Here is a 16,043-nt window from a genome sequence, read left to right as displayed (position 1 = left end):
GCCACATCTCAGGGTTTATGCCCTGGGCAAAAAACTCGACGAGCTTTGCAGATAGTCAAAGAACCATCTGATGATGAAGCTGAACTCTGGAATGAGCTGCGATTTCTGCCAGTCTTCGCTTTTGGAGAACCCGGTGAAGGTATCCAGGAAGAACAGGATCGCGGCCACAATCAGCACGCCTCGTAACGCCCCGAAACAGATCCCGAGCACCCTGTCCGTTCCTGACAGACCGGTTTTCTCGACCAGCTGACCTATCACGTAATTCACGATAGCGCCGACAATCAGCGTTGCGATAAACAGCACCGCGATGGCAATTCCGTTTCGGACCAGTTCATCTTCAAAGCCCGTGAACCAGACAGACAGGTAAGTGTAGTAATGACTGGCAACAAAGAAAGCACAACCCCAGGTTACCAGCGATAACGCTTCACGAACAAAGCCACGGATCAGGCTAACCAGACAGGAAAAACCAATCACCGCAATGATGGCGTAATCAATCCAGACCATATGTGTCCCACGATTTAACGCCCTGTCATCCAGTTCGGGGCGAATTCTAACAGAAAAAGAAAACGTTTGCGTAGGGATTTCCTTCCCGCGCGTAAATAAAAAAGGCGCTGAAAAAATGTTCAACGCCGTTGGCTCATTACGTCTCTTTGGACGTCTGCCATTCCCCCTCACCCCAGCCCTCTCCCTCAAGGGAGAGGGAGCAAACCATCCCCTCGCCCCTCTGGGGAGAGGGTTAGGGTGAGGGGTAGATCTTATCAGTTCGCGCTGTAGCCCATCACCACACCGCTCAGGCCGGAGATCTGCTTCAGCTCGCCGAGCGAACCTTTAAGCTTATCTTTGGACGCTTCTGGCCCCACGAGGATACGGGTAATTTTACCCTGCACCGGCGTGGAAGGTGAAGTGTAAACACGATATCCCGCACTGCGCAGTTTGCTCACGACCTCGTTAACTTTGTCGGCGTTTTTCAGCGCGCCGAGCTGCACAACGTACGCTTTTCCGGTCGGTGCCGCGTCTTGTTTTGCCGGCGGTGGGGTTTCTGATGCGGCAGCCAGCTGCTCTGCGGCTTTATCCCGCTGCGGTTTCGGCTGCGGCTTCTCAACCGGCTTCGGTTTTTCAACGGGTTTAGGCTGCTCTACCGGCACTGGATCGATATCGCTGCTGCTCGCTGCCGCCAGACGAGACGGATCGAGCGACGGTGCGGCGGCATCGCCTGCACGCACCTCTTCCGCCGCGCCTTCCGGCGGCTGAGCAGGCAGCGCCTGCGTCGCCGCTGGCAGCATATCCGGCTCATCGCGGTCACCCGGTTTCGGCACCAGCGGAATAGCGGCAAACTCGTCCTGATAATGCTTTTTCTGCCCGTCGAGCAGACCCGGGAGAATAATCACCCCGAGCGCGACCAGCACAATGGTTCCTGTTAAACGGTTCTGAAACTTACTCGCCACCGGTTCTCCCCGCGTCCATCACTTCCATGACATGTGCCACCGTGTGGAATGAACCACACACCAGCACGGTATCTTCTGGTTTAGCATCCGCCATCGCGGCATGCCAGGCCTGAGCCACGCTACTATAGATTGCGCCTTTGCCGAGATGTTCCATCAGCTGCTCAGCCGTCGCGCCGCGCGGCCCCTCCAGTGGAGCACAATACCAGCTATCGACCACAGTCTCCATGCAGGCCAGCGTCCCGCCGATATCTTTATCATGAAGCATACCGATAACCGCCAGCACGCGCCCGGTTTTTGGTAACGATTTGAGACGTCCCGCGAGATACGCCGCCGCATGCGGGTTATGCGCCACGTCCAGAATCAGGCGCGGTGACTCGCTGACAATCTGGAAACGCCCGGGCAGAATTGCGCTCTGAATACCGTCGCGGATCGCCTGCTCGCTGACCACAAGGCCGCTGGCGCGCAGTGCCGCCAGCGCGGTTGCCGCGTTCGGCTGCGGCACCTGCGGCAGCGGCAGGTTGTCCAGCGCGCCCTGGGCATCGCTGAAGCGCCAGCCGTTATCCTGAACCTCATACTGCCAGTCAACGCCGCGGCGCAGCAGACGCGCGCCCTTCTCGTTTGCCACGTCAGCAATGGTGTGCGGCATATCTGGCTCGCCGACCACGGCGGGCTTATTTGCGCGGAAAATACCGGCCTTCTCGCGGCCAATGCTTTCACGATCCGGTCCAAGCCAGTCGATATGGTCCAGCGCGATGCTGGTGACCACCGCCACGTCCGCATCCACGATATTGGTCGCATCAAGACGTCCGCCGAGGCCGACCTCAAGGATCACGACATCCAGCTGCGCCTGTTTGAACAGCCACAGCGCCGACAGGGTGCCGTATTCAAAATAGGTTAATGAGATCTCACCGCGTGCGGCTTCAATTTCCGCGAACGACGCCGTATGCGCCGATTCCGGCAGCTCGCTGTTCTGCACGCGAACGCGCTCGGTGTAGCGGACCAGGTGTGGAGAGCTGTACACGCCAACTTTGTAACCCGCGGCCATCAGGACAGATTCCAGCGTGCGGCAGGTCGTGCCTTTACCGTTGGTACCCGCGACGGTGAACACGAAAGGTGCCGGTTTGAGCACATCAAGACGCGCGGCGACCTGGCTTACGCGCTCAAGCCCCATATCGATGGTTTTACTGTGCAGGTTTTCCAGATAAGAAAGCCACGCGGCCAGGGGCGACGTGGCTTGGGGAATGCTTTTATTTTCCATAATGCCCGGTTGTCATTAACAGATTAGAAAGCAAAAGGGCAGCGCCAACCGGCCCTGCCCTTTTCAGTTATCAGGCCTCGGGTTCCTGATCCGGTACCACCACGCCTTCGCGCGGCTCATCCGGGTTCGGCGCTGGCAGATTCATCAGCTTCGCCAGAATGCTCGCCAGCTTCAGGCGCATTTCCGGACGGCGGACGATCATATCGATAGCGCCTTTCTCAATGAGGAACTCACTGCGCTGGAAACCCGGCGGCAGTTTTTCACGAACGGTTTGCTCGATAACGCGAGGACCCGCAAAGCCGATCAGCGCTTTTGGCTCAGCGATGTTCAGGTCGCCCAGCATCGCGAAGCTCGCGGAGACGCCGCCCATGGTTGGGTCGGTCAGCACGGAGATGTAGGGAAGACCGCGCTCCTGCATTTTCGCCAGCGCAGCAGAGGTTTTCGCCATCTGCATCAGCGACATCAGCGCTTCCTGCATACGCGCGCCGCCGGAGGCAGAGAAGCAGATCAGCGGACAGTTGTCTTCCAGCGCCTGCTCAACGGCACGCACGAAGCGCGCACCGACCACGGAGCCCATTGAGCCGCCCATAAAGGAGAACTCAAAAGCAGCGGCGACAACCGGCATCTCATGCAGGGTGCCTTTCATGACGATCAGCGCGTCTTTCTCGCCGGTCTCTTTCTGTGCAGAGGCCAGACGATCTTTGTATTTTTTAGAATCGCGGAACTTCAGCACGTCTTTTGGCTCAAGTTCGCTACCCAGCTCTACCAGAGAGCCTTCGTCCAGCAGGCTATGCAGGCGGTTGCGCGCCGACATACGCATATGGTGGTCACACTTCGGACACACCTCAAGGTTGCGCTCCAGCTCTGCGCGATACAGAACCTGACCGCAGCTATCACACTTCGTCCATACCCCTTCAGGAATGCTCGCTTTGCGCGTTGGGGTAATGTTGCTTTTAATTCGTTCAATCCAGCTCATTGATAACCTTTCTGCCTGAACCTGGTCGTATGCCAGTTTTGCTATAAGAGGCGAATAATGCCATTTTTGCCTCCAACAGACCATGAATGTTGCACATTAAAACATAACAGCCCGAAACTTTGGATAAAAAAGTGGTCGAACCGCCAGTGTGCATTTACTTCGCTTGTTTTGCCGCCGCACGTTTGTGACGAATGATTTCGATAACGCCAGGCAGTACGGAAAGCACAATAATCGCTACAATCAGTAACTTAAGGTTTTCCTGAACCACCGGGAGATCGCCAAACAGATAGCCTGCGTAGGTAAACAGCAGTACCCACAGCAGCGCGCCAACCACGTTGTATGCCGCAAAATGACGATAGGACATATGCCCCATTCCCGCCACAAACGGTGCAAATGTGCGCACAATAGGCACAAAACGCGCAAGGATAATGGTTTTCCCGCCATGGCGTTCATAAAACGCATGGGTTTTGTCTAAATAGCTGCGACGGAAAATTTTCGAATCAGGATTGCTGAAAAGCCGCTCACCGAAAACCCGTCCAATCGTATAGTTGACCGCATCACCGACAATGGCGGCAATCACCATCAACACAACCATAAGATGCACGTTCAGATCGTTAGTGGGTAACGCCGATAGCGCCCCGGCAACGAACAGCAGTGAATCCCCTGGCAGGAATGGGGTAACGACCAGACCGGTTTCACAAAACAGAATGAGGAACAGAATGGCGTAAACCCAGACGCCATACTGCGCGACCAGCTCTGCCAGGTGAACATCAATATGCAGAATGAAATCAATCAGAAAACGTATTACGTCCATATTGTCTAAGCCCTAATTGCACCTTTGTTTAGTCCGCTAAAAACAGCGGGCCCATTGGCGGTTTCGGCAGGTCAAATCGATCCGGATAGTCTACTGAGACCAGATACAATCCTTCCGCTTTCGCCGTGGCTGCCGCAAGCGTTCTGTCCTTCGCTGCCAGCAGGTCTGCAATCCAGCTCTCCGGCTGGTGTCCGGCACCCACTTCCATCAGGCTGCCCACAATATTCCGAACCATATGATGTACAAAGGCATTGGCTTTGATATCCACCACCACATACGCGCCAAAACGGCTGACGTTTATGTGCATGACGTTGCGCCACGGCGTGCGGGACTGACACTGCACCGCACGAAACGACGTAAAGTCATTTTCACCAATCAGACACTGCGCCGCGCGATGCATACGTTCTGCATCAAGCGGTTCATAAAAATGCGTGACGCCCTGGCTTAACACCGCCGGACGCAGGCGCTGGTTGTAGATGACATAACGGTAGCGACGCGCCGTGGCGCTGAAGCGCGCGTGAAAATCATCCGGCACAGCTTTTACCCAACGCACCGCAATGTCACCAGGCAAATTCGCATTTACACCCAGCGTCCAGGCGGCATCCTTACGCACGGCGGTGGTTTCAAAGTGCACCACCTGCCCCGTGCCGTGAACTCCCGCGTCCGTACGTCCCGCGCACAGGACGTTAATCGGCTCGTTTGCCACCTGAGAGAGCGCTTTCTCCAGCTTCTCCTGGACGCTGCGCACCTCGTTCTGACGCTGCCAGCCATAATATTTACTGCCGTCGTACTCAATTCCGAGGGCAATTCTATGGACCGGCTTTTGTTCCACGTCTGACATCAGTACAGGTACTCCTGCACCAGTTTTTCAGCGATTTTGACCGCCATCAGCGCGCCGCCGAAGCGAACGTTATCGGCAACGGACCAGAACTGAACCTGCTCCGGCATGCCGTAATCGTTACGCACGCAGCCAACGGAAAGATGCGCGCTACCGGTGGCATCACCTACCTGCGTCGGGAACTCGCTCTCTTCAGAGAGCACGATGTCTTCACCGCGGCCAAACGCGTCGCGCGCCTCTTCAGCCGCCAGCGGACGGAGGGCTTCAAAGCCGACCATCTGCGCGTGGCCGTAGAAGACCGGAGACTGCACGACGTTCGCGGAAACCATCAGGCCATCGTCCTGCAGAATTTTACGCACTTCATCGACGATACGACGCTCTTCGCGTACAGACCCTTCGCGATCCGGCAGCAGCGGCAGCATGTTGAACGCCAGCTGACGGCCAAAGAAATCGTCTTCGTCAATCGGGATACCGTTCAGCAGCTTCGCGCTCTGCCCGGCCAGCGCGTCAACGGCCTTTTTGCCGTTCGCGGACGCGGACAGCAGGCTGGTGACGGTAATGCGCGACAGGCCGCCATCGTCGATCAGCGGTTTCAGGGCGGTCAGCAGCTGGCTGGTGAGGCTGTTCGGCACCGCAATAACGTTACGATTGCGGTAGTCAGCCAGCACAAACGGGTTCACGTCCGGCACCACCAGCGGCACATCCGGCTCCATTGAGAACAGGCCGCTCAGGTCGATCACCAGGCAGCCTGCGTTAGTCGCCTCTTCAACGTACGCAGCCGTCGCTTCAGCGCCCGCGGCGAAAAACGCCAGCTGCGCCTGCGTCCAGTCGAACGCGGCCGCGTCCTGGACCATGACGGATTTACCGTTAAAACGCAGATGCTCACCTGCGCTGTCGGTACGGGCCAGCGCATAGATGTCGCCCACCGGGAACTGACGCTCAGCAAGGGTTTCGAGCAGGGCTTCGCCCACGGCACCCGTGGCACCTAAAATGGCAATGTTCCAGCCTTCAGACATGGTGGTTTACTCCAGAAATAAAAAAGCGTCCCTGTCGGAGTATCCGACAGGGAGCATTAAGAAGACATTAATGCGCCGGGTGATGAACGGCGTTAAATCCCAGCTTATGCAGCAGCGTCGCCGCCGGGGCGTCGTCGCATATTACATACAGGGAAGACCACTCGCGGCGCTCAACGTAGTTCTTGCGCAGCTTATCAAACTCACCCGGGATCCCCGCCACTTTACGCAGCAGCGCATCATCGCGGCGCACATCATACACCAAATGCACCAGCCTTTTCAGCGTTGCCTGATCGAGCGGGCCGTGCAGGGTAATGCGGCCAAATTCAGGCGCGGGGAGTAAGGTATCCAGCGCCACCTGCTGCGGATGGCCAATAAAGGCGCTGTAGGCTTCAAAGACCTGCGTGGTACCGCGCGCTTTGCCTTCCAGGGTATAACCAGCGATATGCGCCGTGCCCACGTCCACCTTGTTAAGCAGCTCAACGTTGAGATCCGGCTCCGGCTCCCAGACGTCCAGCACCACGCTGAGGTCTTGTCCTTCGTTCAGGCATGTCAGCAGCGCGGCGTTATCTACCACCGGACCACGGCAGGCATTTATCAGAATAGTGCCAGCCTTCAGACGACGGATCAGCGCCTCGTCAGCAAGATGCAGCGACTTATACGGCCCCTCTTTAAACAGCGGCGTGTGGAACGTCAGCACGTCACACTGTTCAACCAGCTCATCCAGCGAGCGGAAATCCTCGTCATCGCCGTTATCTTTACGCGGCGGATCGCACAGCAGCGTGCGGATCCCTAACGCTTCAAGGCGCTTTTGCAGGCGCCCGCCGACGTTACCCACGCCGACAATCCCCACGGTGCGGTCCTTCAGCGCAAACCCGTCGCGCTCGGCCAGCATCAGCAGGGAGGAGAAAACGTATTCCACAACGGCAATGGCGTTACAGCCCGGCGCGGCGGAAAAACCGATTCCGGCCTGCTTCAGCCATTTATCATCCACATGATCGGTCCCTGCCGTTGCGGTTCCGACAAACTTAATCGCTTTACCGGCGAGCAACGCCTCATTTACTTTAGTCACCGAGCGCACCATCAGCGCGTCTGCGTCATCCAGTTCGTTGACCGGGATCGGGCGACCAGGGACAGCCTTAACGTTACCCAGGCGGCTAAACAGCTCACGGGCGTAAGGCATATTTTCATCAACGAGGATTTTCACGTCTGAGTACCTGTTTGAGAGGAAGAAAACCTGCCAAGTGTGCCATAATCTCGCCGCCAGGCATATATGTATGCCTGGTTTACGCTGAGTTTTGACTTTAAGGATTTTTGACGATGCAGCCCATTTCAGGTACGCCGCCACGCCCTCCGGGTGAAGGCCCCGTCACGCCAAACGTTGCCGGTGAACAACCGCTATCCACGCAACAGCGCACCGTGCTGGAGCGACTGATCACGCGCCTGATTGCGCTGACTTCACAGCAAAATGCGGAAGTCTGGGCCGGGGTAAAGCATGATTTAGGCGTGAGGAACGACGCACCGCTGCAGTCGCGCCATTTCCCTGCGGCCGAGCAAAACCTGAACCAGCGTATCAATACCGCGCAGCAGAACCACACCACGCGCCAGATTGTTGCTCAGCTGACGGAGCTGCTGGGTCAGGGCAATAACCGGCAGGCGGTGAGCGATTTTATTCGCCAGCAGTATGGTCAGACCGCGCTGGGCCAGCTGACGCCCGACCAGCTCAAAACCGTGCTGACCCTGCTGCAGAACAACGAGCTGTCTATTCCGCAGCCTCAGGTGCGCCCGGCGACCGAGCGTCCGCTGCTGCCAGCCGAGCACAACACGCTCAAGCAGATGGTGACGAAGCTGGCTGCGGCCACCGGCGAACCGACGAAGCTTATCTGGCAATCCATGCTGGAGCTGTCCGGCGTGAAGGCGGGTGAGTTAATACCGGCCAAACAGTTTACGCATCTGGTGACCTGGCTCCAGGCGCGCCAGACGCTCAGCACCCAGAATGCCCCTACCCTGCATACCGTCCAGGCGGCACTGAAGCAGCCGCTTGAGCCGCACGAGTTTGAAGTCATCCGGGATTACGCCCAGCAAAACTGGCAGGCCACGCCGCAAACGGTTCTGACCACCGCGCAGGTGCTGGATCTGCTCAATCAAATCTTCGTTCGCCGCGCCGAGCGCGAAGGCGGCGTGCCGGAGGTGAGAAACATTCAGCCGATCTACAGCCCGCTGTTTGCGCCGGTCGTCGAGACGTTCAGAACGCTCTCTGCGCGTCCGGGGTTGATGTTTATTGCGCTACTGATTGCGCTGGCGATTTTCTGGCTGGTTGCTTAACACTGCCGGGTGGCGGCTTCGCCTTACCCGGCCTACGGCTAGTGCGGTTGTAGGCCCGGTAAGCGAAGCGCCACCGGGCAAAAACTACGATCTGCGAAACGCCACCAGCGTCACCACGATCCCAACCACCGCAGAAACCGCACCGGCCAAAAAGACGGACGGATAACCAAACGAGGTGGCTAACACCCCGGCCAGCGGCCCGGTTATCCCGTATGAGATATCCTGAAAGGCCGCATAGCCGCCCAGCGCCGTACCGCGCACCTGTGGGGCCACGCGCTTCACCACTTCAACGCCCAGCGCCGGGAAGATCAGTGAACAGCCGCAGCCGGTCAGCGCCGCGCCAAGCAGCGCAACGGAGGCCACGGGTGCATTCCACAGCAGCAGCAGACCGATGGTTTCAATCACCAGCGACGCCACCGCCACCTTCACGCCGCCAAAGCGATCCGGCATCCAGCCGAAAAGCACGCGCATCAGCACAAACGCGCCGCCAAACGCGGTGAGCGTAAAACCGGCCATCGCCCAGCCGCGGCTCATAAAATAGAGCGAGACGAAGGTACCGATCACCGCAAAACCCACTCCCTGCAGCGCCAGGCCAAGACCCGGCTGCCAGATTTGGCCGACCACGCTCCACAGGGAAGGACGCTCGCCTTTGTGCGCGGGCACCTTACGCACCGAGCCGTTAAACGCCCACGCCAGCAGGGGTAAAGCCATGGTGGTGGCAGCCAGCGCCGCAAACCCAAACTGGCTATTGATCAGCAGCCCAAGCGGTGCGCCTGCGGCCAGCGCGCCATAGATGGCCATGCCGTTCCAGGACATCACCTTGCCGGAGCGTGCCGGCCCCACCAGACCCATTCCCCAGGTCAGGGTGCCGGTGAGCAGCTGGCTTTCACCAAAGCCAAGGATTAAACGGCCCAGCACCAGCAGCGCAAATTTATACGCCGCTTCTACGGGCAGGAGAGCAGCCAGCAGCCATGCGCCGCCCGCCAGCCCACAGGCAAACATCCCCTGTAACGCCGAACGTTTTGCACCGTGCTGATCCGCCAGCCGTCCGGCGTAACCGCGGGTCAATACCGTGGCTAAAAACTGAATGCCCACGGCAATGCCGACCATGGTGTTGCCATAGCCCAGCTCCTGATGAACGAACAGCGGGATCACCGGCAGCGGCAGGCCGACGGTCATATAGGTCAGAAATACCGCAAAAGCGATACGGAACAGCGAGACGTTCGCTGAAGGGGTTGTTTCTGTTTGAGTTACTGCAGTCATGCTTTACTCCGAAATGAAGAGTAAGGCGGGGAAATGCCACGCCCCCTCTACCTGATGATCAGGATTAAGGTGCGTTGGTTGACGTTAAACGCTTACGCATTATCGTGAGGATAATGTTGAGGGGTGAAGTTTGCCTGTGAGATCAGCCGCTTGTCAATGCATAAAAAAAGGGAGCCTTATGGCTCCCTTCCGGAATCAAACGTAAAACTTATGCTTTCAGCTTACGCATAACCAGCGTGGCGTTGGTGCCACCGAAGCCGAAGCTGTTTGACATGACGGTGGTCAGCGTCGCGTCCATTGGTTTGGTCACGATGTTCAGGCCAGCAGCCTGCTCGTCCATCTCATCGATGTTGATGCTTGGCGCGATAAAGCCGTTTTCCAGCATCAGCAGAGAGTAGATCGCTTCCTGCACGCCAGCCGCCCCCAGAGAGTGACCGGTCATGGCTTTGGTCGCGGAGATTGCCGGGCTGTTGTCGCCGAAGACTTCACGGATCGCACCCAGCTCTTTCACGTCGCCTACCGGAGTAGAGGTACCGTGGGAGTTCAGGTAGTCGATTGGGGTGTCAACGCCGTGCATCGCCATCTTCATGCAGCGCACCGCGCCTTCGCCGGATGGCGCAACCATGTCGGCGCCGTCAGACGTTGCACCGTAGCCCACGATTTCAGCGTAGATGCGCGCGCCACGTGCCAGGGCATGCTCCAGCTCTTCAACCACAACCATACCGCCGCCGCCCGCGATAACGAAACCGTCACGGTGCGCATCATAGGTACGGGAGGCTTTATCCGGAGTTTCATTGTACTTGGTGGACAGTGCGCCCATCGCGTCGAATTCACAGGCCATTTCCCAGCCCAGCTCTTCGCCGCCGCCAGCAAATACGATGTCCTGTTTACCCAGCTGGATCTGCTCAACAGCATTACCGATGCAGTGCGCGGAAGTCGCACACGCGGAGCTGATGGAGTAGTTCACACCGTGGATTTTGAATGGGGTCGCCAGGCAAGCGGAAACCGCAGAGCCCATGGCTTTTGTTACCACGTACGGACCTACTGCTTTCAGACCACGCGGGCTACGCATTGCGTCAGCGCCGAATACCTGCGCTTTTGATGAGCCGCCGGAACCGGCGATCAGACCCACGCGCGGGTTGTTCTGATAAACCTCTTCGCTCAGGCCGGAATCTTTGATCGCTTCCTGCATGGAGAGATAAGCATAAATAGAGGCATCGTTCATGAAACGAACCACTTTGCGGTCAATCAAACCGGTGGTGTCCAGTTTGACGTTACCCCATACGTGGCTACGCATACCTGAATCTTTAAACTCTTCAGAGAAAGTGATCCCGGAGCGTCCTTCACGCAGAGATGCCAGGACTTCCTGCTGGTTATTACCGATGCTGGAAACAATGCCCAGGCCAGTAATCACTGCACGTTTCATTCAATACCTCTGTAAGTCGCACTATAGTAAGTTTCGAGTCGCACAATAGCGTACACTTGTACGCCGAACAAGTCCGATCAGACATTTTCTGCGGAAATTTGCACCGATGGACTCACATCGTTAAGATCGTGCCACTGCCTGTCAGACGAGTAACTTACGTGAAACAAAACGCTATACAACCCGCCAACCTCGAATTCAACGCTGAGGGTACACCTGTTTCCCGAGATTTTGATGACGTCTATTTTTCTAATGATAACGGACTCGAAGAAACTCGCTATGTTTTCCTCGACGGAAACCAGCTCAGCACCCGCTTCCCGGAGCATCCGCGGAGCCTGTTTGTGGTCGCGGAAAGCGGATTCGGTACCGGGCTCAATTTTCTGACCCTTTGGCAGGCGTTTGACCAGTTTCACGCTGCCCACCCTGAGGCTACGCTACAAAGATTACATTTCATCAGTTTTGAAAAATTCCCGCTCACCGCGCACGATCTGCGGCTCGCTCATCAGCGCTGGCCAGAGCTTGCTGCCTGGACGGAGCAGCTTCAGGCGCAGTGGCCACCCCACATCGGCGGCTGCCACCGTCTGATTCTGGACGGCGGACGCGTGACGCTGGATTTATGGCTTGGCGACATCAATGACCTGACCGATACGCTCGATGATTCGATGAATCAGACGGTGGACGCGTGGTTCCTTGACGGCTTTGCCCCCGCCAAAAACCCGGACATGTGGAGCCAGCATCTGTTTAGCGCGATGGCGCGGCTGGCGCGCCCGGGCGCAACGCTTGCCACCTTCACCTCGGCAGGCTTTGTCCGCCGCGGGCTGCAGGAGGCGGGCTTTACCATGCAGAAAACCAAAGGTTTTGGCCGCAAACGCGACATGCTGGTCGGCAGAATGGAGCAGACGCTGGATATCCCCGCAAGTGCCCCCTGGTTTGCACGCGGCGCCAGCGCATCCCGTGAGGTGGCGATAGTCGGCGGGGGGATCGCCAGCGCTCTGCTGTCTCTCGCGCTTCTCCACCGTGGCTGGCAGGTCACGCTCTACTGTGCTGACGACGCGCCAGCAAGCGGCGCATCCGGCAACCGCCAGGGTGCGCTCTATCCGCTTTTAAGCGCGCACGACCCGGCCCTGTTCCGGTTTTTCCCGGCGGCGTTTACCTTCGCTCGTCGCCTGTATGACGCCCTGCCGGTGGCGTTCGATCATGACTGGTGCGGCGTGACGCAGCTCGGCTGGGATGAAAAGAGCCAGCAAAAAATCACGCAGATGCTGTCACTGGGCCTGCCTGACGAGATTGCACGCGCGGTAAGTGCGCAAGAGGTGGCAGACACCGCTGGCGTGGAAACCGGGTGTGGGGGCATTCAGTATCCGCTCGGCGGCTGGCTGTGCCCGGCTGAACTGACCGCGGCGGTCATTGCGCTGGCGCAGTCGCGCGGGCTGACGGCGCATTATGCCCACAAGGTTGAATCGTTGAGCCGGACAGAACGCTGGAATCTGCGTTTTGCTGATGGCAAAGAGGCAAGCCATGCCAGCGTTGTGCTGGCAAACGGACATAACATCAGCCAGTTTATCCAGACAGAGTCATTGCCGGTTTATCCGGTCGGCGGCCAGGTAAGCCATATTCCTTCCGCGCCCGAACTGAACAAACTGCGTCAGGTGCTGTGCTATGACGGCTATCTGACGCCGCAAAATCCGTCTAACGGCCACCACTGCATCGGGGCCAGCTATCATCGTGGCGAAACGGATATGCGCTACAGCGACGCGGATCAGGCCCAGAACCGCCAGCGCCTGATTGACTGTTTCCCGGATGCGGCGTGGGCGAGAGAGGTTGACGTCAGCGAGGGTGACGCGCGCTGCGGCGTGCGCTGCGCCACCCGCGATCATCTGCCGATGGCGGGAAATGTGCCGGACTACGATGCGACGCTTGAGGCCTATCAGGATCTTGCTGATAACCGGGATAACGCGGTAAGCGCGCCGGTTTATCCGGAGCTGTTTATGCTGGGTGGATTAGGATCTCGCGGGCTCTGTTCCGCACCGCTACTGGCAGAAGTGTTAGCCGCACAAATGAGCGGCGAGCCGATGCCGCTGGACAGGGTTACGCTTGCAGGGCTGAATCCGAATCGCTTGTGGGTACGGAAACTGCTGAAGGGGAAGAAGGTTAAGTAAGGTGCGGTCTGGTGCCCTCACCCTAACCCTCTCCCACAGGGAGAGGGTGGTGAAACACTTACTTGGCTTTCGCCTGCTGGAACAAAGTGTCCCACATGCCTAACACCAGAGACTGGTCGCGCGGCGAGAGCTCCCCGGCCAGAATGGCTTTTTCCAGGCTGCGAGTGACTTCAGCGTGAACAGCGTCGGCAGAGTGATCGTCCCCCGCTTCCAGCTCGGCTACCGCGAGCGTCAGGTGACCACGCAGATAACCGCTGGCGAACAGCTCATCATCACTGGCGTGTTCCACCATGTCATCAATTAACGCCAGAATGCGTGATTCAAATTCTGCGATCATCTTCTTTCCTCTGTTAAAGATCTTCCGGCCAAGGGAAGCATTCCGCCGTGATAACCGGCGTGTGGTAATAATTCTGTAAGGCCTCGATCAGGCGTGCCGGACGTTCCGGGATGCCTTTCTCAAGATATTCCATCACCTGCGCGTGAACGCGGCGCTGGAAGACGATACGGTCTGGCTCGAAGTCGCCTTCGAGGTTGTCACAGCTGACGTTGAACGGGAAACCCGCCGCGACGCAGAATAGCCATTCCAGCGCCTGCGGCTTCACTTCCACATCTTCAAACTGGCCCTGAGTGGCGGCATCACGTCCGTCCGGGCAGTACCAGTAACCGAAGTCCACCAGCTCGCGCCGTGCTTTACCCGCAATGCACCAGTGCGAAATCTCGTGCAAGCCGCTGGCATAAAAGCCGTGGGCAAAGACGATGCGGTTATACGGAACCTCCGCATCAGCAGGAAGATAGATCGGTTCGTCGTCGCCTTTAATCAGACGGGTATTAAAATCGTCAGCAAAACAGCCGTCGAAAATCTCAATCAGCTGTTCGTATTTATGCGTACTGTTCATTAGTGCATCCCCAACCAGGTGAGGATCTCCTGTCCATGGCTGTCATAAAGAAGTTTGGCGCTCATTACGGCCGAGACGATGACGATCATCGGGCGAATAAGTTTTTGTCCTTTGCTTAATACCAGACGCGAGCCCGCGCGCGCGCCCAGGAACTGCCCTGCCATCATCACAAATCCGGTTGCCCAGATAACCTTGCCGCCGATGATAAACAGCAGCAGGCCGCCGACGTTTGAGGTCGCGTTGAGCACTTTGGCATGGGCGGTGGATTTGGCGAGGTTAAACCCGGCCAGCGTCACGAACGCCAGCGCATAAAATGAACCCGCCCCCGGCCCGAAGAAACCGTCGTAAAAACCCACGCTGCCCCCGGCAATCAGGGCAAACGGCAGGCCGTACAGGCGACGCTGGCGATCTTCTTCACCGAGCTTTGGCATCAGCAGGAAGTAAAGCCCGATGCAGATGACCAGAATCGGCAGGATCTGGCGCAAAATATCGGACTGCACGTGCTGAACCAGCAGCGCGCCCGACGTGGAGCCGATAAAGGTCATCAGGATATTGAGCTTCTGATCGGCAAGGCTCACCACCTTGCGGCGGATAAAATAGAGCGACGCCGAGAGCGAACCGCCGCAGGCCTGAAGCTTATTGGTGGCAAGCGCCTGCGCCGGGCTCATGCCCGCCGCCAGCAGCGCGGGCACGGTTAACAACCCGCCGCCGCCCGCGAGCGCGTCGATAAAACCGGCCAGCATGGCCACAAAGAACAACACCACCAGCAGCAGCGGCGACACCATAAACAGATCGACGAAATTATCCATTAAAGTACATGCTCATCCAGTAGCGCCTGGCAGGAAGGCGGCAACGGAGGCGGTGTCTTCTTCTCAGGCTTAGAGGTTCCAGGTTTTGCCGGCTCAAACCAGCTTTGCAGTTCCGCACCGCAGCCATCGCCTGGCGGAGGTAGCGGCTGATCTTCACATTCCAGGCTATTCGCCGGGCAGCGCAGACGAACGTGCATGTGCGCACGATGCTGGAACCACGGGCGCACTTTGCGCAGCCAGTCGCGATCGGTTCCGGCGTCCAGGCAGAGCTGCTGCTTGATTGCCGGGTTGACGAAAATACGCGTGACGTCGTTATCTTCCGCGGCCAGCTTGATCATGCTGGATACGTCCCGCGTCCACAGGGACGGCACCACGCGCTTACCGTCGCTCGCCACCAGATCCAGCGCCTGCGGTTTCAGCAGCTGGGCGGAGGTCCAGCGCGTTTTCGGCAGCTGCAGGAAGATATCAACATCCAGTCCGGTCTGGTGGCTGGCGTGTCCGCCGTTAAAACGCCCGCCGGCAGGCATCCCCATATCGCCAATCAGCATCGTGCCCAGCCCCAGATTATGTACCTGATTGCCCAGACGCTGGATGAACAGCACCAGGTCCGGGTGGCCGAAATAACGCCGCTGATCGGTGCGCATCACCTGATAGGTATCAGACTGGAGAGGAAGCTCCTGGGCACCGACGATACAGCCGTTGGAAAAGGCGCCAATGGACTGCGCGCTCCCCGCCACCGGGTGGGTGATTTTTTGCCATGGCGTCGCGGCCAGACTGGCTCCACTGGCAAGCAGCGCCAGCAGAGCAATTGCGGTTTTTTTCAT

16 protein-coding genes are annotated in these 16,043 nt (G+C 58.1%); 2 read left to right on the top strand and 14 right to left on the bottom strand.

The window, feature by feature from the left end; all coding sequences use genetic code 11:
• Nucleotides 1-15: 15 nt before the first annotated feature.
• The 8 genes from cvpA to pdxB all read right to left on the bottom strand — a co-directional run bounded on the left by cvpA (nt 16) and on the right by pdxB (nt 7,551).
• A complete protein-coding gene (cvpA, locus tag AC27FC_RS00215) occupies nt 16-504 on the bottom strand; it encodes a colicin V production protein (protein WP_000262116.1) in 489 nt (162 codons plus the stop codon).
• Nucleotides 505-758: 254 nt separating this feature from the next.
• On the bottom strand, nt 759-1,445 hold the full coding sequence (gene dedD, locus AC27FC_RS00210) for a cell division protein DedD (protein ID WP_039263233.1): 687 nt from the start codon (nt 1,443-1,445) through the stop codon (nt 759-761).
• Nucleotides 1,435-2,703, bottom strand: coding sequence for a bifunctional tetrahydrofolate synthase/dihydrofolate synthase (gene folC, locus AC27FC_RS00205; protein ID WP_094934246.1), 1,269 nt, complete (start codon nt 2,701-2,703; stop codon nt 1,435-1,437). The genes dedD and folC overlap by 11 nt, the downstream gene beginning before the upstream one ends.
• Nucleotides 2,704-2,773: 70 nt before the next feature.
• Nucleotides 2,774-3,679, bottom strand: coding sequence for an acetyl-CoA carboxylase, carboxyltransferase subunit beta (gene accD, locus AC27FC_RS00200; RefSeq protein WP_003861408.1), 906 nt, complete (start codon nt 3,677-3,679; stop codon nt 2,774-2,776).
• Nucleotides 3,680-3,833: 154 nt separating this feature from the next.
• Nucleotides 3,834-4,493 carry a DedA family protein gene (locus AC27FC_RS00195; protein WP_039263236.1) on the bottom strand — a complete coding sequence of 220 codons (660 nt, stop codon included), beginning with the start codon at nt 4,491-4,493 and terminating at the stop codon, nt 3,834-3,836.
• A 28-nt stretch (nt 4,494-4,521) separates the two neighbouring features.
• Nucleotides 4,522-5,334, bottom strand: a complete 813-nt coding sequence (gene truA / locus AC27FC_RS00190) for a tRNA pseudouridine(38-40) synthase TruA (RefSeq protein ID WP_023312566.1) — start codon at nt 5,332-5,334, stop codon at nt 4,522-4,524.
• The gene (locus AC27FC_RS00185) at nt 5,334-6,347 is read right to left on the bottom strand and encodes an aspartate-semialdehyde dehydrogenase (protein WP_094934247.1); all 1,014 of its coding nucleotides are present in this window, start codon (nt 6,345-6,347) and stop codon (nt 5,334-5,336) included. The genes truA and AC27FC_RS00185 overlap by 1 nt, the downstream gene beginning before the upstream one ends.
• Nucleotides 6,348-6,414: 67 nt before the next feature.
• Nucleotides 6,415-7,551, bottom strand: coding sequence for a 4-phosphoerythronate dehydrogenase PdxB (gene pdxB, locus AC27FC_RS00180; protein WP_048980060.1), 1,137 nt, complete (start codon nt 7,549-7,551; stop codon nt 6,415-6,417).
• 113 nt (nt 7,552-7,664) lie between these two features.
• Between pdxB and flk the strand changes: the two genes are divergently transcribed.
• Nucleotides 7,665-8,669, top strand: coding sequence for a flagella biosynthesis regulator Flk (gene flk, locus AC27FC_RS00175; RefSeq protein ID WP_094934248.1), 1,005 nt, complete (start codon nt 7,665-7,667; stop codon nt 8,667-8,669).
• Between the two features lie 84 nt (nt 8,670-8,753).
• On the opposite strand, the gene AC27FC_RS00170 is transcribed toward flk, so the two are convergent.
• A complete protein-coding gene (locus AC27FC_RS00170) occupies nt 8,754-9,932 on the bottom strand; it encodes an MFS transporter (protein ID WP_094934249.1) in 1,179 nt (392 codons plus the stop codon).
• Between the two features lie 208 nt (nt 9,933-10,140).
• The gene (gene fabB, locus AC27FC_RS00165; RefSeq protein ID WP_094934250.1) at nt 10,141-11,358 is read right to left on the bottom strand and encodes a beta-ketoacyl-ACP synthase I; all 1,218 of its coding nucleotides are present in this window, start codon (nt 11,356-11,358) and stop codon (nt 10,141-10,143) included.
• Between the two features lie 158 nt (nt 11,359-11,516).
• Here fabB and mnmC point away from each other — a divergent pair, with 158 nt between their 5' ends.
• Complete coding sequence (gene mnmC / locus AC27FC_RS00160; RefSeq protein WP_196354937.1) at nt 11,517-13,514, top strand: bifunctional tRNA (5-methylaminomethyl-2-thiouridine)(34)-methyltransferase MnmC2/FAD-dependent 5-carboxymethylaminomethyl-2-thiouridine(34) oxidoreductase MnmC1; 1,998 nt, start codon at nt 11,517-11,519, stop codon at nt 13,512-13,514.
• Nucleotides 13,515-13,572: 58 nt separating this feature from the next.
• Here mnmC and AC27FC_RS00155 read toward each other — a convergent pair whose 3' ends face one another.
• Genes AC27FC_RS00155 through mepA form a run of 4 tightly spaced genes read right to left on the bottom strand, consistent with a single transcriptional unit; the run spans nt 13,573 to nt 16,043 of the window.
• Nucleotides 13,573-13,851 carry a YfcL family protein gene (locus AC27FC_RS00155; RefSeq protein WP_029740204.1) on the bottom strand — a complete coding sequence of 93 codons (279 nt, stop codon included), beginning with the start codon at nt 13,849-13,851 and terminating at the stop codon, nt 13,573-13,575.
• Nucleotides 13,852-13,864: 13 nt separating this feature from the next.
• Entirely contained in the window at nt 13,865-14,410 is a 546-nt protein-coding gene (locus AC27FC_RS00150; RefSeq protein ID WP_033146101.1) for an elongation factor P hydroxylase, read from the bottom strand.
• Nucleotides 14,410-15,219, bottom strand: a complete 810-nt coding sequence (locus AC27FC_RS00145; protein ID WP_038417370.1) for a sulfite exporter TauE/SafE family protein — start codon at nt 15,217-15,219, stop codon at nt 14,410-14,412. The genes AC27FC_RS00150 and AC27FC_RS00145 overlap by 1 nt, the downstream gene beginning before the upstream one ends.
• Nucleotides 15,219-16,043, bottom strand: a complete 825-nt coding sequence (gene mepA, locus AC27FC_RS00140) for a penicillin-insensitive murein endopeptidase (RefSeq protein ID WP_024908935.1) — start codon at nt 16,041-16,043, stop codon at nt 15,219-15,221. The genes AC27FC_RS00145 and mepA overlap by 1 nt, the downstream gene beginning before the upstream one ends.

Source organism: Enterobacter sp. C3_dUdeg (assembly GCF_057536195.1).
This window is presented reverse-complemented; position numbering and strand designations above follow the sequence as displayed.

Coding starts and splice junctions, on each gene's coding strand:
- AC27FC_RS00145 (WP_038417370.1), bottom strand. CDS start 15,219: ATGGATAATTTCGTCGATCTGTTTATGGTGTCGCCGCTGCTGCTGGTG.
- fabB (WP_094934250.1), bottom strand. CDS start 11,358: ATGAAACGTGCAGTGATTACTGGCCTGGGCATTGTTTCCAGCATCGGT.
- AC27FC_RS00195 (WP_039263236.1), bottom strand. CDS start 4,493: ATGGACGTAATACGTTTTCTGATTGATTTCATTCTGCATATTGATGTT.
- AC27FC_RS00150 (WP_033146101.1), bottom strand. CDS start 14,410: ATGAACAGTACGCATAAATACGAACAGCTGATTGAGATTTTCGACGGC.
- AC27FC_RS00155 (WP_029740204.1), bottom strand. CDS start 13,851: ATGATCGCAGAATTTGAATCACGCATTCTGGCGTTAATTGATGACATG.
- folC (WP_094934246.1), bottom strand. CDS start 2,703: ATGGAAAATAAAAGCATTCCCCAAGCCACGTCGCCCCTGGCCGCGTGG.
- mepA (WP_024908935.1), bottom strand. CDS start 16,043: ATGAAAAAAACCGCAATTGCTCTGCTGGCGCTGCTTGCCAGTGGAGCC.
- cvpA (WP_000262116.1), bottom strand. CDS start 504: ATGGTCTGGATTGATTACGCCATCATTGCGGTGATTGGTTTTTCCTGT.
- AC27FC_RS00170 (WP_094934249.1), bottom strand. CDS start 9,932: ATGACTGCAGTAACTCAAACAGAAACAACCCCTTCAGCGAACGTCTCG.
- truA (WP_023312566.1), bottom strand. CDS start 5,334: ATGTCAGACGTGGAACAAAAGCCGGTCCATAGAATTGCCCTCGGAATT.
- AC27FC_RS00185 (WP_094934247.1), bottom strand. CDS start 6,347: ATGTCTGAAGGCTGGAACATTGCCATTTTAGGTGCCACGGGTGCCGTG.
- flk (WP_094934248.1), top strand. CDS start 7,665: ATGCAGCCCATTTCAGGTACGCCGCCACGCCCTCCGGGTGAAGGCCCC.
- accD (WP_003861408.1), bottom strand. CDS start 3,679: ATGAGCTGGATTGAACGAATTAAAAGCAACATTACCCCAACGCGCAAA.